Source organism: Microvirga sp. RSM25, assembly GCF_044784385.1.
In the GTDB taxonomy this organism is placed as follows: Bacteria; Pseudomonadota; Alphaproteobacteria; order Rhizobiales; family Beijerinckiaceae; genus Microvirga; species Microvirga tunisiensis.
Map to the genome: position 1 here is coordinate 5,096,936 of NZ_CP173039.1, position 26,023 is coordinate 5,122,958.

A 26,023-nucleotide genomic window follows, 5' to 3' on the forward strand; every position below is an offset into this window, starting at 1 on the left:
TCGCTCAACTTCGGAAGCGGTTGATGATGACACTGAGCTCTGCCCCGACCTTGATGCCGAGCAGCGCCGAGACCAACGGAATGGCGCCGGCGCTGAGGAAGGCACCGGCTTCGCCGAGTGGCAGGAACCGCGGGTCGAGGAAGCCACCCGCCAGGATCAGTCCGAGAATGCCAATCCCAACATAAAACATGCCGGCAAGGGACTCGATCATGCTGAGCGCCGCGGCGTTGAGCCGTGCGGCCGGGTCAGCCAGAAGCAACAGCATGACCCCGGAGGCGACGATGGCGCCGCCTTGAAACCCGCCGCCGGCGGACAGGTGACCGTTGACGATGACGTAAGCGCCGAACGTGAGGATCACGGGCAGCAACACCCGGGAGCCGGTCATCACGATCTCGCTGGCGGGCCTGCGCTGGGGTGCCTTTGCTTCCCCGAGGTCGGCTTCGTCCTTCCTGGAGAAGCAGGCCGACACCGGCCGCCACCATGAAAAGCACGGCAACCTCGCCGAGCGTATCGAAGCCGCGATAGGCGATGAGGATTCCGGTGACGATATTCGAGACCCCGAGTTCGAGCGGGGCCTGCGACACGTAGTGCTCCGCAAGCGGGCGAAGGGCCGACCGTTCCGTATAGCCTCCGGCCAATCGGATGAAGATCAGCGCGAACAGGGTGACGGCGAAGAGGGTGCCGACGCGATGGATCATGGTGCTCCCTCCGCATCGCCGGTCTTCCCGTCGTCCGCAAGCGCGTCCGTCACGGTTGCCGGCGTCATCGGCGTGCGGATCCGATGCGCGGCGCGCGACAGTGCGTGGGAGGAAACGGGATTCGTCATCAGGACGAAAAAGATGACAAGGACCAGTTTGGGGGACCATCCCGGATGGTAGAAGGCAAGGCCGACCACGATCAGTATGTTGCCCAGGGTTGTCGCCTTGGTGCCGGCCTGGATGCGGGTGAAGGAGTCCGGCATGCGCAGGAGGCCGAGGCCGGCCGAGAACAGGAACACGGCGCCAGACAGGATCAACAGGCTTCCGATCAGCTCGATCATGGTTCATGTTCCCCGTGGCCTGCATGGCGGAGGGTATAGATGAAGATGAAGGTCGTAAGGCCCGATCCGATCGCTGCCTCCGCCATCGCCACGTCCGGAGCTGCGAGCAGCAGGAACGACACGGACGCGAACAGGCCGGCCAAGCCCGAGCTCACCATCGCGGCGATGAGGTTGTTCAGGCACACCGCGAGAAGCCCGCTGACGAGAATGCCGGCACAGACCACCAGGATGAGAAGCTGGAGCATGCGCTAGAGTCCCTTTTCCAGAAAGCGTGCGATCGCCAGCACCGCCAGGAAGCTCAGCAATCCATAGACGAGGGCGACATCGATATAGAGGAAGCGTCCCGAAACATGGGCATAGAGAACGATGAGCGAGATCGAGATGATCGTCAGCATGTCGATCGCGACGATCCGGTCGATCGTTGTCGGCCCGAGTACCAGCCGGATGACGCCAAGTGATATGGCGCCGAAGATGAGAGCAGCCGCGACCTGGACGATGGATTCAGCCAAAGACGTGCTCCAAATGCCTTTCGAACGGTCTGACGATCGCGTTGGTCGTCGCGTCGGCGTCGATGCCGTCGATATCGAGCAGGTGGATGAAGAGCATGTCGCCCCTCAATTCCATCACGAGCGAGCCCGGCGTCAGCGCGATCGTATTGGCAAGGGCCAGTCGGCCGATCGGCGATTTGAGGCGGGTGCGGACCTTGAGGATGCCCGGCTTGATATCGATCCGCGGCGCATAGACGTAGCGCATCATGGTGATGTTGGCCTTGACGAGCTCGACGAGGAACGTCGCGCCGTAGAGTGAGAAGTGGAGAAGCCCGTCGGGAGTCCAGCGAATCCGGTTCCAGGTGCCGCCGGAGGCCGCAAGAATCCAGGCGATGGGCAGCGTGATCGCCGCGCCGAGGAGCACGACGACGGTCGCCACCGTGGAATTGGCAACCATCCAGACGACAAAAAGCACGGCCCAGAGGCTGATCAGTCCATGTGACCAAGAAGGTATCCTGGCGGCATTGTCGTCCAAATCTGCGTGACTCATTTGCGACCGTGCCTCTCATGGTATCCAATTTGCAGTCAGATCGAGCTCGTCCGTTCGAATTGGGTGTGGCGGCTTTATGCGCCACCGATCAGAACCGCCAGATCAGCGGCACCAGGAAGACCGATACGACGAAGAACCAGATCAGCAGCGGCAATCCCAGTTTCCAGTAATCGCCAAACGCGTACCCTCCCGGTCCCATGACCATCAGGTTCGTCGGCGTTGCAATGGGGGTCAGGAAGGCCCCGGCCGCGGCCACTGCGATGCTCATGAGCACGGGGCGGGGCGAGATCCCCATGCTGGTCGCGGCCGCCATGCCGATGGGAATGACGATCAGTGCAGTCGCGGTGTTGCTGATCAACTGGCCCATGACGGCGGTGAGCACGAAAAGGCCGGCAAGCAGGGCAACGGGCCCGGCGTCGCCGACGAGCCCGACCAGGCCTTCGGCCATGAGTTCGGCGGCTCCGGTTTCCACCATCGCCGTCGACAGCGGCATCAGAGCACCGACGAGGATCACCGTCGTCCAGTCGATGGCGCGGTAGGATTGCTCGACGGTCAGGATCCGCGAAAGGATGATGGCCCCGGCGGCGAGCAGGCCGGCGACGGCAGGCGGCACGAAGCCGGTCGCGAGCAGGATGACCATGCCGGCCAGGACGGCAATCGTCTGGTAGGCTCCCGGCCCCAGGGGCACGGCTTGGCGCCGTACCAGTTCGGGCGAGTTGACCACCAGGACATCGGGATCGCTGAGATGAAGATCGAGAGCCTTCCAGGTCCCCTGAAGCAGCATGGTATCGCCAGGTCGCAACGCGACGCCGCCACTGCCGGCCTTCGAGTTGACGGCGTCGGTCGGAGACCCGGCCCGCTGCACCGCGAGAACGATGAGGTCCCCGCTGTCGGTGACCATGCCCGGGAACATGGTCTGGCCGATCAGGCCCGAGCGTGGCGGGATCACCACCTCGGCCAGACCGGATCGGCGGTTGAACAGGGTCTCCTCGCCCTGGTCCGACGCCGTGTCCTCACGAAACGAGAGATGCATCCGCTTGGCGAGTGCGGCGGCGGCTTCCGCCGTCCCCCGCACGAGCATGTGATCGCCGTCTCCCACGGGCCGGCGCAGCGGGGCGGCACTGTCGCCGTCCTGGACGGCCACGAGCTGCATGCCGGGAAAGGCCGAGAGATCGACCTGCGCCGGGGAGAGACCGACATAGGGAGAGGTGGCGCGCACGCGCAGTTGGAAGACGCCGTCGGCCAGCCCGTATTGCTCCACCAGCGTCTTGGCATGACGACTGAGATCGGCGGGCATCTTGGCGCCGTTGCGCTGTGGCAGGAGGCGCTCGCCGAACAGAACGATGATGGCCATCGTGCCGGCAAGCAAGGGAATGCCGACGAGAGCGAACTCGAAGAAGCCGAACCCGCCGACTCCAGCCTCAAACCCTGCCTCGGAGACGAGGACGTTCACGGGCGTGCCGGTGAGGGCGAGCATCGATCCCGCATGGGCGGAGAAGACGAGCGGCATCAAGAGCTGCGAGGACTTGCGCTTGAGACGGACCGCCATGACGACCACGACCGGCAGGAGAGCGGCGACCGCGCCGTTGACGCTGATCAGGGCGGTCAGCACGGCCACGAGGCTCATGGTGAGAAAGAGGAGGCGCGTCCGGCTCTCCTGTCCGGCTCCCCGGATCAGCAGTTGACCGGCCCAGGCCGTGACTCCCGTCGTCTCAAGCCCCGCGCTCACGACGAAGAGGCAGGCGATGAAGATGACGGCAGGATCGCCGAACCCGCCCAGCGCCTGCCCCAGAGTGAGAACCTGCGTCGCCCACAAAGCCAGCGCGGTGCCCATCGCGACGACGACGACCGGCAGCTTGTTCCAAATGAACAGGACGACAGTGACTGCGATGATGGCGGCGATATAAGTGATCGGGCTCAATCGCTCGTCTCCTCGTCAACCCGACATTTGCGGAGTGCGCGATGGGTTAGGGTGCCAGGCATGTGGCGCCCTTGTGCTCCCGAATCGACGATGTCGCCCCCTCCGCCCACCTAGTCCTCGATCGTGGCCAACAGCAGCGCGAGGCGGCACCCCGTCGCGAATTCCGGCAGGTTCACGTATTCCTTGATGGTGTGAATCTCCGCCTGGCCGGCGCCGATGGTGACGGTGGGGACGCCATGCTTGTCGAGCCAATTGGCATCGAGGCCGCCATTCGAGAACAGGTAATTGGGCTTGAGACCGAGCATGGTCATGGCCCTGGTCGCGCGCTGCACCACGGGCGAGCCCTCATCCAGATTGAATGGCGGGTAGGAAGGAGTGTGCGTGAAGGACATCACGGCCATCTCGCCCTCATGATCCTTCACCTCGTTGCGTGCCTTCTGAAACGCGTTTTCGAATCCCTTCGCGATCGCCGTGGCGAAGGCCGATGTCGGACTTCTTGCCTCTCCCTTGATGGAAACGTAGTCGGTCACGACGTTCGTTGCGTCTCCCGCGGCCTTGCCATCCTTGCCGCCGAAGATCCCGACATTGCTCGTGCCCCGGCCGTCGGGCTTCACGACCTTGCCGAACCACCCTTCGCGCTTCGCCTCGGCGAGGGCGACCGCGCCGACGAGCGTCGCCGAGATGCCCCTCTCGGGCGCCACACCCGCATGCGAGGCCTTGCCCCTGATCTCGACGTCCCAGTTCTCCTGGCCGACCGCACCGACGATCAAGTCATTCGGGTCCTGGCCATCGACGTTGATGCACATCACCGCGCCGCCGAGATCGGCCGGATCGAGTTCGCGCGCGCCGTGCAGGCCGCTTTCCTCGCGAACGGTGAAGAGCAGCGTGATCGGAGGATGCGGAAGGTTGTGCTTCAGGAGCGTCTCCGCAAGGACGACGAGAATGGCGCATCCGGTGCGGTTATCCCCGCCGAGAGCCGTCGTGCCGTCCGAGACGATGCGGTCGCCCTCGCGCCGTGGCTTGGCGCCGGCACAGAGCGGCACCGTGTCGAGATGGGTGGAGAACAGCAGCCGCGGCCCGGGTCGCGTTCCGGGCAGATCGACGATGAGGTTGCCGGTTTCCGTCGGGACGGGGATGCGCTTGTTCACTTCGTCGAAGCGGATCGCGGAGGCCGGTACGCCCGCCTTCTGGAGCGCGTCCGAGACGGCGGCCGCGATTGCCGCCTCCTGTCCGGTGACGCCCTCGACCGACAGGAACCGCATCAGGTGATCTTCCGCGGCGGCGACATCGATGGAAGTTGCAGAACTGTTCATCGTCTCATTCCGTTGCTTGAGGTTGCCTCACGACGGCGTCGGTCAGACGGACATCGGCGTCGGCTCAAATTCCCCAGGGAAGTCCGAGCATCTGCCAGATGGCGAAGAGAGCGGTCCAGAGAATGAACATCCACACGACATAGGGAAGCATCAGCGACACGATGGTGCCGACGCCCGCCGACCGATCGTATCTCTGCGCGAACCCGACAACGAGGGCGAAATAGGCGTTCAGGGGCGTGATCGCATTCATCGGCGAGTCGCCGACGCGATAGGCGGCCAACACCGCCTCCGGCTCGACCCCGAGTTTCATGAGCAACGGCACGAAGACGGGCGCGAAGATCGCCCATTTGGCGATGGCGCCGGTCAGCAGCAGGTCGATGATGGCGACAACGACGATGAAGCCAAGCAGCAGCGGCAGCGCTCCGATATTGGCTGCCTGGAGAGCACCCGACAGGCTGAGCGCCATCACCGTGCCCATGTTGGTGTAGGTGAAATAGGCGACGAACTGGCTCAGAACGAAGAACAAAAAGATCGTGCCGCCGAGACTTTTGATCGATTTCTCGATCGCCGCGATCACCTCGGGCAGCGTCCTGAGAGTGCTGGCACCGATGCCGTAGGCCCATCCCGTGACGAGGAACATCAGCATGATCAGCGCGATCAGCCCGTTCATGAAGGGCGAGTTGCCGATGAGCTCTCCGGTCTCGGGATTGCGCAACGGTGCAAACGAGGGAAGGGTCAGGAGGCAGAAGATTGCAAGCAGCCCGAGGAGTCCAAAGCCGGCGAACCGCAGGCCGCGGGACTCCTGCTCCGAGAGTTCGGCGCCCTGCTCCGTCGTGGTTCCTTCCGCCGCCAGACTCGGATCGTATGTTCCCAGGCGGGGCGCGATCATGCGGTCGGTGATGAAGGCGACGACGACGGTGAGGAACAGCACCGAGGCGAACGAGAACCAGACATTCGAGGCGAGGCCGATGGACCGGTTGGGATCGACGAGATGAGCCGCGTCATTGGTGAATTCGACGAGCACGGCGTCGAGTGGCTTGATCAGCATGTTGACGGTAAAGGCCCCGGCAACGGCAGCGAAACCAAGCGCGAGGCCGGCCAGTGGATGCCGTCCAACAGCCAGATAGGCGATGCCCGCAAGCGGGATCAGGACCAGGTAGCCGGCATCGGCCGCGATGCTGGCGAGGATGCCGACGAAGGACAGGATATAAGTCAGCGCCCAATTCGGCGACACGATGACGAGCTTCCGGATCAGTGCGGTGACCAGGCCGGACTCCTCCGCCACTCCGGCGCCGATCATCGCCGCAATCATGAGCCCGACCGCAGTGAAGCCCATGAAGTTCGGGATTAGCGACGCGTACAGGAAGCGGATGCCGTCCGTGTTCAGCAGACTGCGGATCTCTGTGGTGGCGGTCTCGACCTGGTGCGTGTCCGGGTTGATGCGTTCGAAGGAGACGGCGGCTCCGAACAGGCTGAGCACGGCCGAGAGCACGATGACGATGGCGATGAGGATCAGGAAGATGACCACGGGATGGGGAACCATGTTCCCCACCCGTTCGACGCCGTCGAGAAACCGCTGCATGACGGTCTTGGGCTGGGTGTCCAGGGACTTGGGCGCAGTTTGAATGATTGCCATCGCTCTAGCCTCAAGCGACATGACCGTCGCGTCGGGGACAGGCTTGCCACAGCCGCATCGACGCAACGGTGCCCAGCGGTGACCCAAGTGAGCTTAGCGCGCCCGCTCCGTAATGCATCGGCGCAGCGTCCCAGGCTTAGACGGGCCGTCCCAATTTGTGGGATGAACCTCACAACGCGAGGACTGTGATCCAAAAATGGGATGCATCGCGCAGCGTTGGGATGATGAGCTAATCTGCGCAATCGGGACTTTCTGATACCCTATACCCGGGGAGCAAGCGGCACCGGTCCTGGAGGTGCATTGCGGCCATCGGCTGGGGGTCCCCGCCGATTGCTGCCTCGGCGCCGGAGGAGTCGGGCGAGGCCCGCCGATGACTTGCGGAAGGCAGCTTGCGGAAGGCAGGATGTGGGAAATGTCTCGAGATTTCGGCGCTCGTCCTCCCTTGCAAGTCGCCGTTCCGGTCGCCTTCGTGCTCTGGTGCGCCGCATGCCAGGCCGAGGTCGAGGCGCCGGCACCGGTTCGACCCGCCCGTGTCATCGTGGTCGAGCCTGCCGCCAAGTCAGCGGATGTCGGTTTCGCGGGCCATATCGAGGCTCAGGACCAGGCATCTCTGTCGTTCCGATTGGGCGGCCGTTTGGTCGAAAGGCCTGCCCGCGTCGGAGTGTCGGTGGGCGATGGAGAGGTGGTCGCACGTCTCGACCCGGAGAACGAGCTCAACGAGCTCCGCTCCGCGCGGGCGGCGCTGGCGGCGGCCCAGGGCGTCCTGGCACAGGCGGACAACCAGTACCAAAGGCAGCGTCAACTCGTCGAACGCGGCATTACCACGCGAGCCGATTTCGAGGCCGCCGAGCAGGCGCGCACGGCGGCGCAGGCACAGGTGGACGGGGCCGGGGCCCGCGTCCGAACCGCCGAGGATATCGTCGGGTTCACCACCCTGAAGGCGGATGCGCCGGGCGTGGTGACGGCAATCGGCGCGGAGCCCGGTGAGGTGGTCGCAGCCGGTCGGATGATCGTGCAGCTCGCTCGGCGGGATGGTCGCGATGCCGTCTTCGAGATCCCGGCCGACCTGGCTCGGGCGGCAACGCCGGATGTCGAGGTCGTCGTCGGTTTGGCCAGCGATCCGAATGTCAAGGCTCACGGCCGGGTCCGGGAGATCGCTCCGCAGGCAGACCCCGTCACCCGAACGTTTGCCATCCGTGTCGGCCTCACCAATCCGCCGCAATCGTTCAGGCTCGGCACGGCCGTCTCGGGCACCCTCCGGGGGAGCGCGCAGACGGCGCTGGCGATCCCCTCCACGGCACTGGTGCGGCGGGGGCAGGACACCGGCGTATGGGCGGTCGATCCAGGGACGACCAAGGTCATCTGGCGCACCCTCGACGTGATCAGCGCCGGTCCCGCAACCGCCCTCGTCGCGAAGGGGATCGCCGTGGGCGACATCGTCGTGACCGCCGGCGCCAATCTCCTGCACGAGGGCCAATCCGTAATGCTCCCCGGAATGGAACCGCAATGACCTTCAATCTGTCGGGACTGGCCCTGAGGAACCGCTCCGTCGTGATCTATCTCATGATCGTGGCCGTGGCCGCTGGCCTCCTGGCATTCTTTCGCCTCGGCCGGAATGAGGATCCCTCCTTCGTCATCAAGACGATGGTCGTCTCCGCGGCCTGGCCCGGTGCGACCATGGAAGATACCCTGACGCAGGTCACGGAACGGCTCGAGCGTCAGCTCGAGGAAACACCCGGCCTCGACTTCCTGCGAAGCTCGACCACGCCGGGACTGACGACGATCTTCGTCAACCTGAAGCAGTCGATCCCGGGATCGGACGTGCAGGACACCTGGTATCAGGTCCGCAACCTGGTGACGGACATCCGCCACACGTTGCCGACCGGCACGCTCGGGCCGTTCTTCAACGACCGGTTCGGCGACACGTTCGGCATCATCTATGGCTTCACCTCCGATGGATTCACCCGTCGGGAGCTACGGGACTACGTCGAGGACATCCGCTCCAGGCTCCTGCTTGTTCCCGACGTATCCAAGATCGAGATCATCGGCGCCCAGGACGAGCGGATCTTCGTCGAGTTCTCGGTGAGGGAACTGGCCAACTTGGGCATCGACCGGACGGTCCTCCTGGCGGCCTTGCAGAGCCAGAACCTCGTGCGGCCGGCGGGTGTGCTCCAGACCCGGGGCGAGACCATGGCCCTGCGCGTATCCGGGGCTTTCGAGACGGAAGCCGATCTTCTCGACGTGAACTTTCCGGTGGGTGACCGCATGGTCCGGCTGGCCGATATCGCAACGGTACAGCGCGGTCCGGCCGACCCGCCGCAGCCGATGTTCCGTGTCGACGGGCGGGAGGCGATCGGCCTCGGCATCGCCATGCGGGACGGCGGTGACATCCTGGCGCTCGGCGACAATGTCAGGAAGGCGATGGCGGGGATCACCGCCAACCTGCCGCTCGGCATCGAACCGCATCTGGTGGCCGACCAAGCCGTGACCGTCGATCACGCGATCGCCGACTTCATGACGTCGCTTTGGCAATCGGTTGCCATCATCCTCGTCGCAAGCTTCATCAGCCTCGGGATCCGCCCCGGCCTGGTCGTCGCCCTGTCCATTCCGCTGACACTCGCGGCCGTGCTCGCGATCATGGATGTCGTCGACATCGACATGCAGCGCATCTCGCTGGGGGCGCTGATCATCGCGCTGGCCCTGCTCGTCGACGATGCCATGACGACCACCGACGCCATGGTGACCCGCCTCGCCGCGGGCGACGAAAAGGTGAAGGCCGCGACCTATGCCTTCGAGCGGTATGCCATGGCCATGCTGGCCGGCACGCTGGTGACGATCGCCGGATTCGTCCCGATCGGCTTCGCGGCAAGCTCGGCGGGCGAGTATACGTTCTCGCTCTTTGCCGTCGTCAGCATCGCGCTGGTCATCTCCTGGCTCGTGGCGGTGGTGTTCGCGCCGGTGCTCGGCGTCGCGATGTTGTCAAAGCCGAAGACCTCTTCAGCCGACGCACCACCGGGCCGCGCGGTCGTGCTTTTCCGGCGGCTCCTCTCCGGCGCCATCAGGGCCCGGTGGCTCACGATTGCCGTCAGCATCGGCCTGTTCGGCGCCTCGCTGTTGGCTCTTCCGCTGGTGCCGCGTCAGTTCTTCCCGGCGTCCGACCGCCCGGAGCTTCTGGTCGACCTGACGTTGCCCCAGAACGCTTCGATCTTCGCGAGCGAGGAACTCGTCGGTCGGTTCGACGCAGCCTTGAAGGACGATCCCGACGTCGTGCGGTGGAGCACCTACGTCGGACGCGGCGCGATCCGCTTCTATCTTCCGCTGAATGTCCAGCTCCCGAACGATTTCTTCAGCCAGGCCGTGATCGTCGCAAGGGATGTGCCCGCCCGGGAAAGGCTTCAGGTGAAGCTGGAAGCGATGTTGGCCAACGAGTTCCCGAATCTGGTCGGGCGGGTCTACCCGCTGGAGCTCGGACCGCCCGTGGGCTGGCCCTTGCAATACCGCGTGAGCGGACCGGATACCGGCGAGGTCCGCACCATTGCCATGAAGCTGGCCCAGGTCGTTGCCTCGAACCCGCAGGCCAAGCAGGTCAATTTCGATTGGATCGAGCCATCGCGCAAGCTTCAGTTGCGGGTGGACCAGGATGAGGCGAGGCGCCTTGGCCTCAGCTCGGCGGCGCTCGCGTCCATTCTCAACACGGTCGTGTCCGGAACGGTCGTCACCCAGGTGCGTGACAGCATCTATCTCGTCAATGTCGTCGCTCGCGCAAGGGACGACGAGCGGGCCTCGATCGAGACGTTGAGGACCATGCAGGTCGCCTTGCCGGGGGCCAATCCGTGCCGCTGTCGCAGTTCGTCACGTTCGACTACGGGCTCGATACACCCTTGGTCTGGCGCCGGGACCGGGTGCCGACGCTGACCGTCGCCGCCGATGTCGCGCCGGGAATCCTTCCCGAAACGGCCGTCTCCGCCCTGACCCCGAAGATCGATGAACTGCGGCGGACCCTGCCGCCCTCATACCGGATCGATGTCGGCGGAACCGTCGAGGAGAGCGCGAAGTCGCAGGCGTCGGTGATTGCGGTGGTTCCGCTGATGCTCCTGATCATGTTGACGGTCCTCATGGCGCAGTTGCGCAGCTTCAAGCTGCTTGGCCTGGTCCTCTGCATCGCCCCCCTGGGCCTCATCGGCGTCGTCGGGGCCCTCCTGATGTCGGGCAAGCCCCTTGGCTTCGTGGCGCTGCTCGGCGTTCTCGCCCTGATCGGCATCATCACGAAGAATGCCGTGATCCTGATCGGGCAGATCGAGGCGGAGAGATCCGGCGGCAAGGGCGTCGTGGAGGCCGCGCTCGACGCAAGCACGACGCGGTTCCGTCCGATCATGCTGACGGCGATCTCTACCGTTCTCGGCATGATCCCGATCGCACCGACGGTCTTCTGGGGCCCGATGGCCTATGCGATCATGGGCGGGCTCCTGGTCGCCACGGTCCTCACCCTGATCCTGCTGCCCACGCTCTATGTCACCGTGTTTGACAGGCGTTCGTCCGCCGCTGGCACCGTGGACGCCGCTCCGACGGTTGCGGGAGCGTCCCGATCATGACCGATATGACCGCCCTGACGTCACGATTGACTGCATGGGTCCGACCGAGGCCGGCGATGACCGCTGTCATCCTTTCCGGACTGGCTGCATGCGGCCAAAGCGAACCATCTCCGCCGGATATGGGGCGCCCGGTCGATGTCGTCTCGGTGGAGGCGAGCAAGCTGGCAAACGATATCCAACTGTCGGGCGAGATCCAGGCAGAAAACAACGTCGCGCTTGCGTTCCGCATCGGTGGCCGCGTCGTGGAGCGACCCGTGAACGTCGGCGACCGGATTTCGACCGGGCAACTCGTTGCCCGGCTCGACCCGCAAACCGAACAGAATGCCCTCACGGCCGCGAAGGCAACCTTATCGGCCGCGCGAGGCGAGGTGAGCACGACCCGCAGTGCCTTTGACCGTCAGGAACAGCTCATGGCGCAGGGTTTCACGACCCGGCCGCGCTTCGACCAGGCCTTGCAGGCGAGGAACACCGCCGAATCCAGCCTCGAGGACGCCGAGGCGCAAGTCGAACTGGCGCGTGATCGCCTCGGCTTCACAGAGCTTCGATCCAGCACCGCCGGCGTCGTGACGGCTCGAAGCGCCGAGCCCGGTGAAGTCGTGCAGCCGGGCCAAGCCATCGTGCGACTGGCCCGCGACGATGGACGCGATGCCGTATTCAACGTGCCCGCGCGTTTCCTCGAGCGGCAGGACGAGGATCCGGTCATCCGCGTCGCCCTCGCCGATGACCGCTCCGTCGTCGCCGTCGGGCGCGTACGCGAGATCGCGGCGCAGGCGGACCCCGTGACCCGCACGTTCCAGGTCCGGGTCAGCCTGCAAAATCCTCCGGAAACCATGCGGCTGGGATCGACCGTCATCGGGACGATCGAACTGCTCTCTCCGGCGGTCATCGCGGTTCCGGCGAGCGCTCTCACCAGGGCCGGGCAATCGCCGGCACTCTGGATCGTCGATCCCGCGACGTCCACCGTTTCGCTGCGAACCGTCGACATCCTGCGCTTTGATTCCGACAGGGCCATCATCTCGCACGGGCTCGACCCGGACGATGTCGTCGTCACCGGCGGTGTCCAGGCCCTTCACCCGGGCCAGCGAGTGGCTCCCGTCAGGGCGCGGCCGACGACTGCCCGTGAACAGAGGGCTGGCGCAATGTCCCGCTTCAATTGAGGCGGCAGCGTGGTCCACCCTGAAGACAGGGGCAGCGCCCGACCTTGCTCCGGACCGATGGTGTGGATGTGATGATGACGATCGTTAAGCCTGCACATGTCACCCGGACCCGTCGCATGCTCAAGGCATGCTCTCGACATCATGTCGATGGTCACGTGTCTCGAGAGGATGATGGGCGGAAACCATCTCCCTGAATTCCGAGGGACTGCTGCCGTATCTCAGCTTGAACGCCCTGCTGAAGGTCGAGTGTTCGAGGAACCCGACCTCACCGGCCAGCGCCCTGATCGAGGTCCTGTCTCCGATGTCGGCGAGGCGTTGCCTAGCCGCATCGAGGCGCTCGTCCTGGATAAACCGCGCGACGCCGCCAACCCCCTCGAAAATACGGTAAAGCTTGGATCGTGACATCGCGACAAGCCGCCTGAGCGCCTCCGGATCGAAATCCGGCGAGTTCATGTTCCGTCTGACGACGCAGCGGAGACGCTCGCGAAGTGCCGAGGCTCTCGACGTGTCGGTCCGTGCGGGATTGCCCGGCGCGGGAACGAGGCAGCTCTGAACCAGGGTGCAGGTCACCGCCCCCAGCATCGGCCAGTGCGCCTTCGGGATCGAGGGCAGCACCCGGGCCAACGAGAGGAGATGGTCCGCAAGAAAGGCACCTTGCCACGAATTCAGGGCCACCATGTGTTCCCTGCCTGGCGACAGCACCGGTTTCCCCAGCACGGTACGCGGAAGGAATGCGGTCAAGATCTGCTCGGAGGCCTCCTTGTCGAGTGAGGCGATCAGGATCCGGCAATTCATGTCAGGTGGCGATCCCTGCTGCAAGTACGCGGACGGGCCGGACCGAATATGGCCTCCGCGGGACCCGCCATCAGCCCGGATAGTGCCGTGGCGGTGGATCCTTCCCGATCTCCGGACCAGTGAAATCCGTTCCAGCCGGATGACGCCCAGGTCCCAGGATCGATAATCGAGTTTCTTCGAATGCGCCTCGCGGTCGAGGGAGGCAATGGCCTCATCGAAGAACGCTGATGCCTGTCGAACCTTGATCTCTCGGACAGTTCCGGGCGGGGTCGGCATGGATCGGGCCATTGCGGAAACGGGATTGCTCCTTGACGGCACTTCAGCCATGGAACGTGCTCCTCGAGGGGAAGATGGGCGGCCTTGGTGACCCCTCAGGTTATCCCTCGCAAGCAACGGGTCTATCGGGGTTAACCCTGGGGCGGACTGGGAATTGGCCTGAAGCCGCGCCAAAAGATCCTTCCCGGTGCGGGGAATGGCGGGCTCCAACGGTTATGCGGTAACGTGCTCAATCCTGTCTCGGGACATCGCGTCCGTCGCTGTCGGGGACGCGGGCCCCGCGGAAACTCACGCCGCCAAGTCCATTCCACCCGCGTACCCGATGTCGGCTCCCGCTCCGTCCCGGCGGGTTCCGCAAAGCCCGCCAGGTACCGCTCCCAGGCGATCGACCTCACCGTGCGATCAGCGGCAGCGGAGATTGCCCCATCGGTCGCGGAAGGTCCCATAGGGGCAGCGGCTCCGCGGGGCTGTCGCGCTGCCGACGATGGCCCCGCCGGCCGCACCGATAGCCCCTCCGGCCAGGGCCCCTCCGGCCCGGCCCGTCGCCGCTCCACCGATCGCGGCCCCCGCGAGGCCGCCAATGGCGGCGCCGCCCACCGCCCGCTCGCCGGGAGTTTCGCAAGCTGCGATGGAGAGCGTGAGCGCCGCGGCGGCGATGGCTGTCATGATCTTCCTCATCGGACCTTCCCTTCCGGGCTGTTGATCGCGGACCCGCCGTGGGCCGCGGACGACGACAGGTTCCGCCATCGCCTCGTGTTCGGATATTGGGGGAAACCCTGAAATCCTCGGGAGAGAGGCCCTAATCGGGTCGGGCGCAACCATCCCCTGGCGGTCCGGTCGCAGGTCCTTGGGGCGGACCTGCGACCGTGGTGAAAGCGGCGGTTCGGCGAAGGCGGTTTTTGCACACGTTCTCGGGACAATTCCGGTCCCGGTTCGGGGTTTTGCCCGATGGACGTGCCTCCAGCAGGCGATACTCTCACCGTTCGCAACGGCCTCTCGCTGCGCTTGGGAGGACATCATGGCTGAACTGGTGATCGTCGGGTTCGATAACCCGACCCAGGAAGCCAAGCTCCAGGCCGCCCTGTCGCGGGCGCACCCGCCGAGCCCGAGCGAGGGTGTGGAAGCTGCGGGCACGATGGCCGCTCATCCGGCCTGACGCATTGAAGACAGCGGGAGAGATTGAGATGCTGTCACGACGCTCCCTTCTGGCCGGATTGCTCGGTGCGGTGCTAGCCATCCCGCTCGGCACGGTCGCATCGACGGACGCCGAAGCCCAGCCGCGGCCCGAACGTCGTCCTCAGAGGCCACGGCCCGGCCGACGTCCGCCCGCGCCACGCCGGCGGGTCGAGCGCCGTCCGCGGCCACGGCCTGGGTTCATCTGGGTGCCGGGCCGTTGGGTCTGGAATGCCCGCCGCGGACGCTGGGTCTGGGTGTCGGGCCACTGGGTCCGTCGCAGGGGCCGCTGGTAGGCGGCAGCGGCAGCACACCGTCGCGGGAGACGCGAGAGGAGGCTGATCATGGAACTGCTAAACCCGTTCGTGAACCCCGGAACCTCCTACATCTCCACCGGGCGGCTGCCGTCCGGGGAGGCCGTCAAACGGCTCGTGATGGAAGCCCATGAACGGTTCCGGTCCGTCGACCAAGGACAGGTCTCGCAGGTCTACCCGGCGCTCGCCCGCGTGCCGGGCGACCTGTTCGGCATCTGCGTCGTGGGAACCGATGGCAGCGTCTTCCAGGTCGGGGACGCCGAACATGCGTTCACCGTCATGAGCGTCTCCAAGCCATTCGTGTTCGCGCTGGTCTGTAACCTGATCGGCGCGACGGGAGCGCGCGAGCGGCTCGGCGTGAACGCCACGGGCCATGCCTTCAATTCGCTTGCCGGCATCGAGCGCAATGCCGACGGGCGGACCAACCCGATGGTGAATGCGGGCGCCATCGCAACCACGAGCCTGGCGCCCGGCGGGAACACGGACGCCAAGTGGCGCTTCATCCACGAGGGGCTTTCGCGGTTTGCCGGACGCGAGCTGGCGCTGAACGAGGAGGTCTATGCCTCGGCATCGGAGACGAACTTCCGCAACCGCAGCATCGCCTGGATGCTCGAGAGCGTCGGCCGAATCTACTGCGATCCCGCCGAGGCGGTCGATCTCTACACAAGGCAATGCTCGCTGAACGTCAGCGCGAAGGATCTTGCGGTCATGGGTGCGACGCTCGCTGATGGCGGCTTCAATCCGGTCACCCGGGAGCAGGTCGTTCATCCGGACGTCTGCCACTACGCGCTCGCCGTCATGCTGACCGCTGGGCTGTACGAGACCTCGGGTGACTGGCTCTACGAGATCGGCCTGCCGGGCAAGAGCGGCATCGGCGGCGGCATCGTCACGGTGTCGCCGGGCAAGGGCGGCCTGGGCACCTTCGCGCCACCGCTCGATGAGGCCGGCAACAGCGTCAGGGGGCAACTGGCGGCGCAGTTCCTGTCGCAGTGCCTCGGTCTCGACCTGCTCGTCTCGACGCCGGAGACATAACGAGGTGCTGCCATTTCGCCGAACACCATCGGGCCGCTCGCCCAGGGCGACACCCATGACAGGTGCGACGACCCTCAATCACGTCCAGGCGGAGGAAAAGGCGTAGTGGATCCTCATGATAGCCATCGCGTTTGGCCAGGCGATCGGCGTCGCGGTTCTGGGCGGCTGCCTCTTCGTTCCCTGGAGGCTGTCCGAGAGCGCCGGAGGACCGTTCGGCCGCGTGCTCCAGGAGCGCTTCGTCATCGTCGGCTGGGTCGTGATCTGGCGGCCCGCCGAGATGGTCCTCTACGACTGGCTGCCCATGCTCCGTCGCCGGACCCTCTACCGGCGCCTGGCGGCAGCAAAGGTTGTGGTGAACCGATCGTGAGAATGAGCGTCAGCCGACTGTCCCGGCTGGGGCGGATCGGGTTAGGTCTGATTGTGACGGGCCTGCCGATATTTGAACACGGCAGAGGCCAAACATCAGGGCGAACAGAAAGGTCGGCCCGTGCAGAGCGACAGATTTCGGCCCTTCCTGCCGGCCGAGGAGGAGATCGTTTCCCGTCTCCTCAGCGGCGATCTCGATCGTCTGGGCGACGGCTCGCGTCCGGAAGCGGATGATCCGTCACGGGCCGTCCGCGCAGCGTTCCTGCGCTTCCTCCTCCTGGGCGGGGAGGAAGGCTATCGGCCCCATGAGAAAGGGGTTCGGCTGAGCGGGGCCTACATCAGGGGTGTCCTCGACCTCGAGGCATGCCGTGTGTTCCGCGACATCGGGTTGAAGGACTGCCGCTTCGACGCCGCTCCCGTTCTGAGGTCGGCCGTTATCGATCGCCTGTTCCTGGATGGATCCTTCCTCCCCGGAATCGATGCAGAGCGGCTCGAGGCCCGGGGCGGGCTTTACCTGCGCGGGGCCCACGTCAGCGGGGAGATCCGCCTCGCCGACGCGCGCCTGGGCGGCAACCTCGCGTGCGATGGGGCTACCATTCACGCTATCGGAGGCATCGCGCTCAATGCCAGAAGCCTCGAGGTGCGCAACATCTACCTGCGGGGCGCCGATATCAGGGGCGGCATCAACGTGTCGGGCGCGCAACTCGCAGCCGACTTCGATTGCGCCGGGCTCGTCGTCTACCGTCCGGACAAGGTCGCGATCGGTGCCGACGCCATCAAGGCGGGTGGCAGCGTCATCCTGCGCGCCGCCGTCGTCGAGGGCGAGGTGCGGCTGCTGGGATCCCACATCGGAGGAGACCTGGACTGCACCGGCGCGGCCTTCGTCAATCCCGGTCACAATGCGCTCCAGTTGAGCCGCACCTTGATCGAAGGCGCCTTCTTCCTGCGCAACGGTGCCGAGGTCAAGGGTCTCCTGGACATGCAGGGAGCCTCGATCGACACGGTCCATGATGAATTCGCGTGTTGGCCCGGCAAGGGCGATGTCCGGTTGAACCGCTGCCGCTACGGGGCCTTCATCGACGGGCCGGTCGATGCAACGGGCCGCCTCGCCTGGCTCTCGTTGCAGACACCGGAGCGCTGGGGCGAGGACTTCTGGCCGCAGCCCTTCGAGCAGCTCGCGACGGTCTTTCGCGAGATGGGACACGATGAGGATGCGCGCGCCGTGCTCATTGCGAAGGAGCGCCTGCAAAGGCGGGCACGTCGGAAGCGGGCGCGGTCCCGCCTGTGGCGGGGGATGATCGCCATCAAGGACGGCGTTCTGGAGGTCACCGTCGCCTACGGGCGCCAGCCGCTTTTGGCCTTCGTGTGGCTCACGCTCTCTTCTGGCTTTTCGGCGTCATCATCTTCGGATACGCGGAGCTACAGGACGCCTTCAAGCCGAACAGCCCCGTGGTCCTGCGCTCGCCCGAGTGGACGCTGTGCGGGGTCGGCAAGTCCGAGCAGCGATTTCTCGCATCGACGCAACAGTCCGTGAGCGGTCGTGCCGAGGCGGGCCAAACGCAGCTTGCGTGTTTCCGCGAGCAGTGGGAGGCGTCGAGCTACCCCCGCTTCAATGCCTGGATGTATTCCCTGGACACGCTGCTGCCGGTGCTCGAGATGGATCAGAAGGCGTATTGGCGGCCGGATCCATCGAAGCGTTGGGGCACGTCCGCCCTGACCTACTTCTATTTCCAGTCCGTCGTGGGATGGGCGCTGAGCCTGCTGGCCGTTGCCGGGTTTTCCGGCCTCGTGAAGTCGCAATGATGGGAGCCAGCGTCTTGGCGACGAGGTCCATCGTCCCCCGGCTGTCGGGACCATGGTCGACGATGTCGCCGAGGAAGATGACGCGAGGCTCGCGCCCGCGCGGCGCTCGCCGACCTTCCACCGCGGACGGGGCTGCCGGCCTGGGGAAACATCCCGGGTCGCGCCCATTGATACCACTTCTGGATTCCCCTTCCGGCCAACGATCCGACGGATCTATGGATTCGTGGAAACGCAGCCGACCAGATCATCAGGGGCGAGTTCATCCCGCCGGCGGGGAGGGAGTTCTCGAACCCCGATGCCTACGATTTCACCATCCTCACGGCTGCTCGCAGCGGCGAGGGGATTGGAGCCCAATGGGACGAGTTTGATCTTGAACGGGGTTCATGGGTGGTCCCTGGCAAACGGATGAAGGCGGGCAAAGAGCACCGAGTGCCGCTCTCAGCAAGGGCCCAGGAGATTGTTGCAACCATGGCGGCGCTTCGTACCGGAGACTTTGTCTTCCCTGGACAAAAACATAATCGGCCTCTGTCCAATATGGCGCTCGAAATGCTTCTGCGACGGCTGAAGGTCGATGCGACGGTGCATGGGTTCCGCAGCTCCTTTCGGGACTGGGTAGCAGAGCAAACAGATGTGCCGCGTGAGGTAGCCGAGGCCGCTTTGGCGCACGTGCTCGAAAATAAAGTCGAGGCGGCTTACCGGCGGAGCGATTTCTTCGAAAAGCGGCGTCAACTCATGAATGCCTGGTGCGAATTTGTTCTGCAGTCTGGCGCCGTAGTGCAAGTGCAAGTTCAATAGCGAAACGAGCGGCACGAAATCTGGCTTGTCTCATGCCGTATGTCGTTGTCGCGTCTTGCGTTTTAGAGCAGTTGCTAAAGTGAAAGATGATTTCTGTCGTGGCAATTCGCCACAAAAGTAGAGATAAAATGTAGGCTGATAATTTACTTATTATGGCGAATTGCCACAAACCGAATTGCTTAATTGTTCGCATATAAACGAGTTTTCCGCATTCTCGATAGCTGGCGCGTGCAAACCTATTCTTGCAACAATGGTTGAGTGGCTGAAACCAACATGATCCCAACCGGTCAAGCGGGGGATCCTAATGGAGGCCATGATGGATTCTTCGGGTAAATGGATGCCACTCCCTCAAGAGGGCTTTGTTCGGCTTAACCATTTTCTTGGGCCAGGGCGCGCCATCCCGATCGGGGGATCTACCTGGTGGCCGGGGGTAAAATCGGGGTGCTTTCCGCAGTCGGTGCGCCTCGGTCGGAGGATCACCGTGTGGCGGGTAATGGACATCCGCGATTTGATCGAGCGGGGGTGGAAATGACGATGCCTGCATCGCCCTTCCGAGTGCCCCAACGTAGCGCTCACAATACGATGGGTACAAGTGAAACCATCCTTACTAGGTTAGGCCTGCAACACCCACCGCAAGCCATTGCGAAGCAAGAGGTTATCGCCCAGCGTACGCCTACCGACTTTCGCCGCTACTTCGAGCGCAAGGTGATCAAGTGGTTGGGGGAGTGGTTTCGGCGCCAGGGCTATCAATGGTCTGCCGCGTGGGTGCGCGAGAACTATGTTGGAGCCAACCGGGAGCATCTGTATATGCTCCTCCATGTGCCTCGACGTCTGCAAGGAAAACTGACGCGAGCACTCGCTCGGGGCTGGGCCGAGCCTGAGGTTGCCCATCTCAGGGTGGCTGGCGATGAGGAAGATGCGATTTTCTACATCATCAAACAACACACGTCGCAAGCACATTACGCCCTTCGCTTCCGTGTGCGGCGGGAGCGGCATTGTCGCCACAATTATGCGCCGGTGGCGTCGGTTCTCGGCCAACGCGTGAGCATGACTCGGAATTTGGAACGACTAGTCCGACGGGCGCATCTCGAGTCAACGCTAGGTCCCGCAGGCAATACTACGGCATTCCTCGCAAACGATCACGATGCCGGAGGCCGCCATGCACGGTAGTTCGCATCCTCGGCGTATCATCTACGGCGGCGAAGTCTGGTAGCTGTGCAAGAGCGGCTACTACTGCAACACGCATGGCAATAAACTCCACCGTCGGGTTTATGAGGACCACTTCGGCCCGATCTCGCCGGACTATGTCGTGCATCATCGGGATCATGATCGCTGCAACAACAGCCCTGACAATCTCGAAGCCATGCCGCGTAGCGAGCACACGCGGTACCATCAAATTGGCCGTACTATCCACCCAAATCAGCTTGCAGCAAGTAGCGCCGAGATGCACAAGCGTTGGTCCATCGGGTTATCTGCATAGTCTGCAATGATCCGTTCGAGACGCGAAGCCTTCAGGCCCCTCAGCAGTTCTTTTCTGATAGATGCCAGGACCGTTGGCGCGCCAACAGGTTTGCAGGCGAGGCGCGAACTTGCGAACATTGTGGCCAAGGCTACTTTGCAGTCCGGCGGGTACAGCGCTACTGCAATAAGAGTTGCAACTTCCGGGCCACAGCCGCTCGCCACATCAACCACCGTCAAGAGAATAGGACGCTTAAATGCTCGTGCTGCGGGCAAGAGTTTGTGAGTAAGCGCTTGAACGCGAAGTTCTGTGGACGCTCTTGTGCCGTCCGTTATCATGGACGGAGACAGCATCGTCGAAGGGTTACTTCAGCGCGCTTCGGCACGTGACGCAATGGTCATGGCAAACGTCATGATGAGAAAGCAACATGGCGAAAAGAAAGAGCATGGTGCGTGAGATAGGTTACAAGAGTAGCAGGGTGCAACCATTCGAGATTTGGCGTCTGCGACAGGAGTCAACGTATTGATTGGAACTTGCTTCTTCAGGTTGCAGGGGGTGCGACCTGCAACTTAGGACTTTCAATCGGCTGACGGAGAGGACTGGCCGGCTACAGCGCAAACAGTACGCGAACTCAATATCGATGACACCACGGTTATGCCTCCAACCACTCTGCTGAACCCTGGTGTAATATGCCTCCACCGTTATGACCGCAGATGCAGCGCGACGAAGCTGCTGACGTCTCCTAACATAGACATTGCATATCGCGATTTGTCTCTGTGAGCCTTACCAAGTAGGTTCGCCCGATGGGTCCGCCTAGGGTCATGCACTGACGATCCCCTTCCCACTTGGAACGTCCGCTGTTCCTTGCTAGAGCAGACACTTGGACTACTTCCGAAATGTGCCAGAACCCGACCTTCGATCCGCAGCCGGTCCTTACTCCATGAACGTGATGCGCCCGCTGGCGACATCGTGCATCGCCGCGACGATCCTGAGATCCTTCCGAGCAACCAGATCCCGAAGGACCTCGCTGTCCCGTTGTAGGCCTTCGGCAGCTAACCTGGCATTCGTCGTCGCCACCTGCTGCACGAAGTTCTTGTTCTTCGACGTGTGCTCCCCGGGAGCATCCCTGTTAGCTTCATCGCCGGCTTGATGCGGTTCAACAGGTCGGTGAGCCTTCCAAGCACGACACCATCAATGGCGCCCTTGACCGCTCCGCAGTCGCTGTGGCCCAGCACGACGATCAGCTTCGCCCCGGCCAGCTTAGTCGCGAACTCAGCACTGCCGACGACGTCATCGTCGGCGACGTTGCCGGCGATGCGGGCGCTGAAGATATCGCCGATGCGCTGGTCGAACACCAGCTCCGGGGGCACCCGGGAATCGATGCAGCCGATGACCGCCGCGAACGGGAACTGCCCGACTGCGGTCGCCCTGACCTGAGCGAGCAGGTCGCAGTTGCGCATGTTCTGCGACAGGAAGCGCTCATTGCCGGCCTTGAGCTCCGCCAAGGCATCGTCGGGGCTCAGCGCCGCCTGCCGTTGCTGAGTCGTCGCCGCGCATTGATCGGCGGCAAACGCGGTCCCGAAGCTTGCCGCGGTGCCGGCCAGGGCTCCCGAGCAGCAGAAGTGCCGTCGTGACAACATCTCACCCTCCTATGACCTGTCTGTCGGCAATGAGCCGATCTCCGCCCTCATTCGGCTGCCGCAGCCATCGGGCCATCCATCCCTATGGGGAGGAACGACCACAAACCCCGTCCATCAGCGCTCGTTGAAGCGCGTGATGTTCGGCGCGGGCGGATTGGGATATTTCCTGACCGGGGCCAGATACTCCTCGACGACCTTCAGGGGAGGTCCTGATATCCAACTGAACACCCCCGCAACCACCAGATCCTCGTGCGGATCCACCTCGATGTTGTAGGCCTTGGGGTAGCCCGCCATGGGGGCGCTCGCCGAGAACAGGCCGGGCTCGCGCTGGGGTCCGCCCCCCGTCGGATGGACGTCGGTGAAATACATCCGCCACTGCTTCCAGCGCGCGGCCACCAGATCGCCGCCGATGAAGCTCAACAGGCTCTCGCGATGGCCGGTCTCGCTGTTGCCGACCAGGACATCGGTCTGGTCGACGCCATCAATCGGCCGATCGGTCGGGAGGGAGCCGCCGATGATGCGGGCGAAGGTCGGCAGGAGATCCATGATCGAGAACATCGCATAGGATGTCGCGTTCGGCGTAGTCATCCCGGACCAGCGCAGGATCGCCGCCGTGCGGATCGCGCCTTCCGTGACTTCGCCGAGCTCCCCCGGAACGGGCCGGAATTGCCCATATCGGGCGTTCCCTGGTTGCCGAACTCGCGGACGGCCTCGCCATAGGGCCCGTTGTCCGAGGCGAACAACACGATCGTGTTGTCCTCGATGCCGAGCTCCTTGAGTGTGTCGAGGATCCGGCCGACATGGAAGTCGCCCTCCATCAGCTTGTCACCATAGTTGCCGATCCGGGACTTGCCCTTGAACGGCTCCGCCGGCAGGTTCGGCACATGCCCCATCGAGAATGGCAGGTAGAGGTAGAAGGGCTGCCCGGCTGTCCTCTGTCGCCGCATGAAGTCGATCGACTTGTCGGTCAGCTCGTAGTCGATGTTGGCTCGGACAGCGGGGGTAAAGGGCTTCACCGTCCGAAGCGCTCCGCCCGCGCAGTTGCCCACCGCCGTAGCAGCCCACGTCGCCATATCCGACGTTGTCGCCGAGAATGAAAACAACGTTCGGATTCGATTGATGTGCCTGCGCCGTGTCGACGATCAGCCGCTGAGCCATGAGCGACATGCCGATTGCCAACGCGCCCATGACCCGGGGCGCTGATTGGGATACCTGTTGCATGACCACGCCTCCGATCAGGCTCAGCCGTGCGGCAGGCACGACCGTCATCCTAACCGGGCAGGGGAAGGCCTGCTTGACTGGGCAGGACACCGACTTGGCAATCCAGGACATCCCGTCCGGATGCCATTCCGCCGAATGGAGCCATCTCTCGAGCCGGCTGTCGCATACGATCCTGACCCCATCAGGTCCCTGCTCGCGGGGGGCAGGCGGAGTAGGTCGTCCTGATCGGTCAACGGAAAGTCCTCATTGATCAAGCAGACGGGCATGGCGCGGCTAGGATGGACAATCCCATGCCGGTGCAAGCCAAGTTGGCCCGCATGGAAACCGGACGGGGCTCATGATGAGGGACACTTTGGCTATCGTCAGCCTCGGCCGACGGCGATGACCTCAAGACGCGATGGGAACGACCGGCCGCGGACGGGCAACCCTTCGAGCGGCTTCGGCGAGGACCTGCGCCGGGTGCTCCGGACCGAGCTGCTGAAGGGGCCCTGCACCTCAAAGGAGATCGCTCGCCTGTTCTCGATGCACCACCGCACCTTGAGCCGGCATTTGGCGCACGAGGGCGTCTCATTTCAGCAGATTGCTGACGAGATCCGGTTTGCGATCGCCTGTGACCTGCTAGCCAACACCGAGCTTGCCCTGAACCAGATCTCGGTTGTGTTGCAGTTCTCGGAACCGAGCGCCTTCACGCGGGCCTTTCGGCATTGGTCTGGGCAGGCTCCCTCGGCATGGCGTGAGAGGCATCGACTGAACCGGCGGCTCCCGAAAGGAAAGCCTGAATGAGCATGAGGTTGTCATGGACTATCAAGCTCCGTTCGTGATCCAGGTCAGAACAGTGCCCGTCCTGGAGGATCTGGGATGACCCAGCCCCATCATGCAACAACCCGGGCTGCCTCCCGCATTCGCGAGGGCTTGATTATCGGGGCCATCGTACTCGGCGGCTATGCTCTGCTGGCCTATGTGGTGCTGCCATCGGCATGGACCCACTACGAACACCAGCGCGGGCTCGCAGGCCGCCCCATGGTGACGCACACGAAGCAGGGCATCCCTGGTGGTCCGCTCAATGTCGGCCTTGTCGGATCGCAGGAGGATGTCGTCCGCGCCATGCATGCGGCCGGTTGGTTCCCGGCCGATCCGATCACGCTGCGAAGCAGTATCGGGATCATCGGCAGCGTGCTTCTCCACCGGCCCGACCACGATGCGCCGGTGAGCCCCCTCTTCTATCAGGGGCGGCGGGAGGATCTCGCCTTCGAGAAACCCGTTGGATCGAGTGCCGACCAGCGCCATCACGTTCGCTTCTGGAAGGTGCTGGAGAATGGCCAGGAAGATCGACCCGTCTGGCTCGGATCAGTGACGTTCGACCGCGGCGTTGGCGTCAGCCGCTACACAGGTCAGGTCACCCATCACATCGCACCGGACATCGACGCCGAGCGCGATGGCCTGATTGATGATCTCGTCCGAGCCGGAATGGTTACGACACGCTACCAGGTATCCGGGATCGGCCCAACGCTGAACGGCCGAAACGGGGAAGGAGACCCCTACTATACCGACGGCGAGATTTGGATGGCCGTCCTCGTGACGGATGGAGAAAAACGGACGCAGCCTCCGACGGAACTGACCAGTCCGGCGCTCGTCACCGCGAAGGATGGGATCTGGAATGCGGTTGCCGGCAAGCTAGGCGACTGATTGAAATCAGCGTCGGGGAGTCTGGGTGTCTCAGAACGTGCAGAGATTGTCTGCATCGGTCAAGCAATCGTCCGCCAATCAGGCATGATCCACTTCGGGAGGCCCTTCCCGCTCTATCCCCTTATCCCTTGTCAAGGCCTCCCGTTAAACTCAGCCCCGTTCGGAGGAAACCGGACGGGGCCCTTTCTGCAACTGATCGCACCAATGGTGTTCTCGCAGGCGCGCCGAAAGACAGGCGTTGAAATGCCGTACGACGGCTTCGCGCAAGATGTCCTTCCAACCACAGTGATCGCCCGCCGAAGGTGACGAGCCGAGCACCGACTATCACGAAGAAGCCTGCAACGGGGGCTCTCGAGCGAGCGCGCTCCGATAGAGGAGAACTATCGATGCACTGTACATCTGTCATAGTCCTGATTGCTGCCTTTACACTTCTGATCATTCCCGAGGACGCTCAGTCTCAGAGCCGCCGGCGCCAGACCATTGAACAAGGAGGCCCCCTCGTCCTGCGGGTGACGCCCCGCAGTTTCCTGGACCCCGGTCCAGTGGTTCCTGTTGGATCAATCAATCCCGGCTATACCGGCTACGGGCAGGCACAGTCCTATCTGCTGAGCCCACCCTATGCCCCCAACGGCGCGGGCTTCGGCGTCGCTACCCTGCCTGATCCGATCACCAATGGACCTTTTGTTGGATCACGCAATCCCTTCGGTCCGGTTGACTTCGTCGCTCCACGCGGCTTGGCGCGTTGAGCCCGGTTGAATACATCGCTG

At 64.0% G+C, this 26,023-nt stretch carries 26 protein-coding genes and 2 pseudogenes; 14 read left to right on the forward strand and 14 right to left on the reverse strand.

All coding sequences use genetic code 11. The annotated features are described in order from the left end of the window. Window positions 1-4: 4 nt before the first annotated feature. The 9 genes and pseudogenes from ACD578_RS24170 to ACD578_RS24210 form a co-directional block, all read right to left on the reverse strand. On the reverse strand, window positions 5-469 hold the full coding sequence (locus tag ACD578_RS24170; protein WP_404289203.1) for an MnhB domain-containing protein: 465 nt from the start codon (window positions 467-469) through the stop codon (window positions 5-7). Window position 470: 1 nt separating this feature from the next. After that, window positions 471-698: pseudogene (gene mbhE / locus ACD578_RS24175) on the reverse strand (hydrogen gas-evolving membrane-bound hydrogenase subunit E); the annotation flags it as partial. Beyond that, window positions 695-1,039 carry a monovalent cation/H(+) antiporter subunit G gene (gene mnhG, locus ACD578_RS24180; RefSeq protein WP_404289205.1) on the reverse strand — a complete coding sequence of 115 codons (345 nt, stop codon included), beginning with the start codon at window positions 1,037-1,039 and terminating at the stop codon, window positions 695-697. The pseudogene mbhE and the gene mnhG, both read right to left, overlap by 4 nt. After that, window positions 1,036-1,284 (reverse strand): Na(+)/H(+) antiporter subunit B, encoded by a 249-nt coding sequence (locus tag ACD578_RS24185; RefSeq protein ID WP_404289208.1) that lies wholly within the window; start codon window positions 1,282-1,284, stop codon window positions 1,036-1,038. Before ACD578_RS24185 ends, mnhG begins: the two co-directional genes overlap by 4 nt. Before the next feature lie 3 nt (window positions 1,285-1,287). Then, window positions 1,288-1,548 (reverse strand): monovalent cation/H+ antiporter complex subunit F, encoded by a 261-nt coding sequence (locus tag ACD578_RS24190; RefSeq protein ID WP_404289211.1) that lies wholly within the window; start codon window positions 1,546-1,548, stop codon window positions 1,288-1,290. After that, window positions 1,541-2,077, reverse strand: coding sequence for a Na+/H+ antiporter subunit E (locus tag ACD578_RS24195; RefSeq protein ID WP_404289213.1), 537 nt, complete (start codon window positions 2,075-2,077; stop codon window positions 1,541-1,543). The genes ACD578_RS24190 and ACD578_RS24195 overlap by 8 nt, the downstream gene beginning before the upstream one ends. An 88-nt stretch (window positions 2,078-2,165) precedes the next feature. Next, a complete protein-coding gene (locus ACD578_RS24200) occupies window positions 2,166-3,998 on the reverse strand; it encodes an SLC13 family permease (RefSeq protein ID WP_404289215.1) in 1,833 nt (610 codons plus the stop codon). A 110-nt stretch (window positions 3,999-4,108) separates the two neighbouring features. Then, window positions 4,109-5,311 carry a M20/M25/M40 family metallo-hydrolase gene (locus ACD578_RS24205; RefSeq protein ID WP_404289218.1) on the reverse strand — a complete coding sequence of 401 codons (1,203 nt, stop codon included), beginning with the start codon at window positions 5,309-5,311 and terminating at the stop codon, window positions 4,109-4,111. A 64-nt stretch (window positions 5,312-5,375) separates the two neighbouring features. After that, window positions 5,376-6,947: an AbgT family transporter gene (locus tag ACD578_RS24210; protein ID WP_404289220.1), complete on the reverse strand. Its 1,572-nt coding sequence runs from the start codon at window positions 6,945-6,947 to the stop codon at window positions 5,376-5,378. A 412-nt stretch (window positions 6,948-7,359) separates the two neighbouring features. Between ACD578_RS24210 and ACD578_RS24215 the strand changes: the two genes are divergently transcribed. From ACD578_RS24215 to ACD578_RS24225, 3 genes and pseudogenes are all read left to right on the forward strand, one after another. Further along, entirely contained in the window at window positions 7,360-8,457 is a 1,098-nt protein-coding gene (locus ACD578_RS24215) for an efflux RND transporter periplasmic adaptor subunit (protein ID WP_404289222.1), read from the forward strand. Next, window positions 8,454-11,539 (forward strand): annotated as a pseudogene (locus tag ACD578_RS24220) (efflux RND transporter permease subunit). The gene ACD578_RS24215 and the pseudogene ACD578_RS24220 overlap by 4 nt, the downstream one beginning before the upstream one ends. Before the next feature lie 56 nt (window positions 11,540-11,595). After that, entirely contained in the window at window positions 11,596-12,696 is a 1,101-nt protein-coding gene (locus tag ACD578_RS24225) for an efflux RND transporter periplasmic adaptor subunit (RefSeq protein WP_404289224.1), read from the forward strand. Between the two features lie 120 nt (window positions 12,697-12,816). Here the strand turns inward: ACD578_RS24225 and ACD578_RS24230 are convergent, their stop codons facing one another. Both ACD578_RS24230 and ACD578_RS24235 read right to left on the reverse strand, forming a co-directional pair. Then, on the reverse strand, window positions 12,817-13,818 hold the full coding sequence (locus ACD578_RS24230; RefSeq protein ID WP_404289226.1) for a helix-turn-helix domain-containing protein: 1,002 nt from the start codon (window positions 13,816-13,818) through the stop codon (window positions 12,817-12,819). Window positions 13,819-14,169: 351 nt separating this feature from the next. Next, window positions 14,170-14,445 (reverse strand): hypothetical protein, encoded by a 276-nt coding sequence (locus ACD578_RS24235; protein WP_404289228.1) that lies wholly within the window; start codon window positions 14,443-14,445, stop codon window positions 14,170-14,172. Window positions 14,446-14,785: 340 nt separating this feature from the next. Between ACD578_RS24235 and ACD578_RS24240 the strand changes: the two genes are divergently transcribed. The 8 genes from ACD578_RS24240 (at window position 14,786) to ACD578_RS24275 (ending at window position 20,730) form a co-directional block, all read left to right on the forward strand. Continuing rightward, entirely contained in the window at window positions 14,786-14,923 is a 138-nt protein-coding gene (locus ACD578_RS24240; RefSeq protein WP_153885292.1) for a hypothetical protein, read from the forward strand. Between the two features lie 28 nt (window positions 14,924-14,951). Continuing rightward, window positions 14,952-15,236 carry a YXWGXW repeat-containing protein gene (locus ACD578_RS24245; protein WP_152710630.1) on the forward strand — a complete coding sequence of 95 codons (285 nt, stop codon included), beginning with the start codon at window positions 14,952-14,954 and terminating at the stop codon, window positions 15,234-15,236. A 48-nt stretch (window positions 15,237-15,284) separates the two neighbouring features. After that, entirely contained in the window at window positions 15,285-16,286 is a 1,002-nt protein-coding gene (gene glsA / locus ACD578_RS24250) for a glutaminase A (RefSeq protein WP_404289230.1), read from the forward strand. A gap of 115 nt (window positions 16,287-16,401) precedes the next feature. Beyond that, window positions 16,402-16,653 (forward strand): hypothetical protein, encoded by a 252-nt coding sequence (locus ACD578_RS24255; protein ID WP_404289232.1) that lies wholly within the window; start codon window positions 16,402-16,404, stop codon window positions 16,651-16,653. Window positions 16,654-16,773: 120 nt separating this feature from the next. Further along, complete coding sequence (locus tag ACD578_RS24260) at window positions 16,774-18,186, forward strand: hypothetical protein (protein WP_404289234.1); 1,413 nt, start codon at window positions 16,774-16,776, stop codon at window positions 18,184-18,186. Then, on the forward strand, window positions 18,183-18,455 hold the full coding sequence (locus ACD578_RS24265; protein ID WP_404289236.1) for a hypothetical protein: 273 nt from the start codon (window positions 18,183-18,185) through the stop codon (window positions 18,453-18,455). The genes ACD578_RS24260 and ACD578_RS24265 overlap by 4 nt, the downstream gene beginning before the upstream one ends. Before the next feature lie 312 nt (window positions 18,456-18,767). Next, a complete protein-coding gene (locus ACD578_RS24270) occupies window positions 18,768-19,250 on the forward strand; it encodes a tyrosine-type recombinase/integrase (RefSeq protein ID WP_404294019.1) in 483 nt (160 codons plus the stop codon). Between the two features lie 1,213 nt (window positions 19,251-20,463). Then, window positions 20,464-20,730, forward strand: coding sequence for an HNH endonuclease signature motif containing protein (locus tag ACD578_RS24275; protein ID WP_404294021.1), 267 nt, complete (start codon window positions 20,464-20,466; stop codon window positions 20,728-20,730). Between the two features lie 1,031 nt (window positions 20,731-21,761). Here the strand turns inward: ACD578_RS24275 and ACD578_RS24280 are convergent. The 3 genes from ACD578_RS24280 to ACD578_RS24290 all read right to left on the reverse strand — a co-directional run bounded on the left by ACD578_RS24280 (window position 21,762) and on the right by ACD578_RS24290 (window position 23,422). Then, window positions 21,762-22,349, reverse strand: a complete 588-nt coding sequence (locus ACD578_RS24280; RefSeq protein WP_404289238.1) for a carbonic anhydrase — start codon at window positions 22,347-22,349, stop codon at window positions 21,762-21,764. Window positions 22,350-22,463: 114 nt separating this feature from the next. Continuing rightward, complete coding sequence (locus tag ACD578_RS24285) at window positions 22,464-22,937, reverse strand: hypothetical protein (protein ID WP_404289240.1); 474 nt, start codon at window positions 22,935-22,937, stop codon at window positions 22,464-22,466. Next, window positions 22,934-23,422 (reverse strand): sulfatase-like hydrolase/transferase, encoded by a 489-nt coding sequence (locus ACD578_RS24290; protein WP_404289242.1) that lies wholly within the window; start codon window positions 23,420-23,422, stop codon window positions 22,934-22,936. Before ACD578_RS24290 ends, ACD578_RS24285 begins: the two co-directional genes overlap by 4 nt. Window positions 23,423-23,951: 529 nt before the next feature. Between ACD578_RS24290 and ACD578_RS24295 the strand changes: the two genes are divergently transcribed. The 3 genes from ACD578_RS24295 to ACD578_RS24305 all read left to right on the forward strand — a co-directional run bounded on the left by ACD578_RS24295 (window position 23,952) and on the right by ACD578_RS24305 (window position 26,002). Next, window positions 23,952-24,353: a helix-turn-helix transcriptional regulator gene (locus ACD578_RS24295; RefSeq protein ID WP_404289244.1), complete on the forward strand. Its 402-nt coding sequence runs from the start codon at window positions 23,952-23,954 to the stop codon at window positions 24,351-24,353. 75 nt (window positions 24,354-24,428) lie between these two features. Beyond that, complete coding sequence (locus ACD578_RS24300) at window positions 24,429-25,256, forward strand: LssY C-terminal domain-containing protein (RefSeq protein WP_404289246.1); 828 nt, start codon at window positions 24,429-24,431, stop codon at window positions 25,254-25,256. 386 nt (window positions 25,257-25,642) lie between these two features. After that, on the forward strand, window positions 25,643-26,002 hold the full coding sequence (locus ACD578_RS24305; RefSeq protein WP_404289247.1) for a hypothetical protein: 360 nt from the start codon (window positions 25,643-25,645) through the stop codon (window positions 26,000-26,002). Window positions 26,003-26,023: the final 21 nt, after the last annotated feature.

Coding starts and splice junctions, on each gene's coding strand:
- ACD578_RS24215 (WP_404289222.1), top strand. CDS start 7,360: ATGTCTCGAGATTTCGGCGCTCGTCCTCCCTTGCAAGTCGCCGTTCCG.
- ACD578_RS24240 (WP_153885292.1), top strand. CDS start 14,786: ATGGCTGAACTGGTGATCGTCGGGTTCGATAACCCGACCCAGGAAGCC.
- ACD578_RS24245 (WP_152710630.1), top strand. CDS start 14,952: ATGCTGTCACGACGCTCCCTTCTGGCCGGATTGCTCGGTGCGGTGCTA.
- ACD578_RS24210 (WP_404289220.1), bottom strand. CDS start 6,947: ATGGCAATCATTCAAACTGCGCCCAAGTCCCTGGACACCCAGCCCAAG.
- ACD578_RS24235 (WP_404289228.1), bottom strand. CDS start 14,445: ATGAGGAAGATCATGACAGCCATCGCCGCCGCGGCGCTCACGCTCTCC.
- ACD578_RS24295 (WP_404289244.1), top strand. CDS start 23,952: ATGACCTCAAGACGCGATGGGAACGACCGGCCGCGGACGGGCAACCCT.
- ACD578_RS24300 (WP_404289246.1), top strand. CDS start 24,429: ATGACCCAGCCCCATCATGCAACAACCCGGGCTGCCTCCCGCATTCGC.
- ACD578_RS24205 (WP_404289218.1), bottom strand. CDS start 5,311: ATGAACAGTTCTGCAACTTCCATCGATGTCGCCGCCGCGGAAGATCAC.
- ACD578_RS24185 (WP_404289208.1), bottom strand. CDS start 1,284: ATGCTCCAGCTTCTCATCCTGGTGGTCTGTGCCGGCATTCTCGTCAGC.
- ACD578_RS24225 (WP_404289224.1), top strand. CDS start 11,596: ATGACCGCTGTCATCCTTTCCGGACTGGCTGCATGCGGCCAAAGCGAA.
- glsA (WP_404289230.1), top strand. CDS start 15,285: ATGGAACTGCTAAACCCGTTCGTGAACCCCGGAACCTCCTACATCTCC.
- ACD578_RS24305 (WP_404289247.1), top strand. CDS start 25,643: ATGCACTGTACATCTGTCATAGTCCTGATTGCTGCCTTTACACTTCTG.
- ACD578_RS24230 (WP_404289226.1), bottom strand. CDS start 13,818: ATGGCTGAAGTGCCGTCAAGGAGCAATCCCGTTTCCGCAATGGCCCGA.
- mnhG (WP_404289205.1), bottom strand. CDS start 1,039: ATGATCGAGCTGATCGGAAGCCTGTTGATCCTGTCTGGCGCCGTGTTC.
- ACD578_RS24285 (WP_404289240.1), bottom strand. CDS start 22,937: ATGACTACGCCGAACGCGACATCCTATGCGATGTTCTCGATCATGGAT.
- ACD578_RS24195 (WP_404289213.1), bottom strand. CDS start 2,077: ATGAGTCACGCAGATTTGGACGACAATGCCGCCAGGATACCTTCTTGG.
- ACD578_RS24255 (WP_404289232.1), top strand. CDS start 16,402: ATGATAGCCATCGCGTTTGGCCAGGCGATCGGCGTCGCGGTTCTGGGC.
- ACD578_RS24280 (WP_404289238.1), bottom strand. CDS start 22,349: ATGTTGTCACGACGGCACTTCTGCTGCTCGGGAGCCCTGGCCGGCACC.
- ACD578_RS24290 (WP_404289242.1), bottom strand. CDS start 23,422: ATGGCGACGTGGGCTGCTACGGCGGTGGGCAACTGCGCGGGCGGAGCG.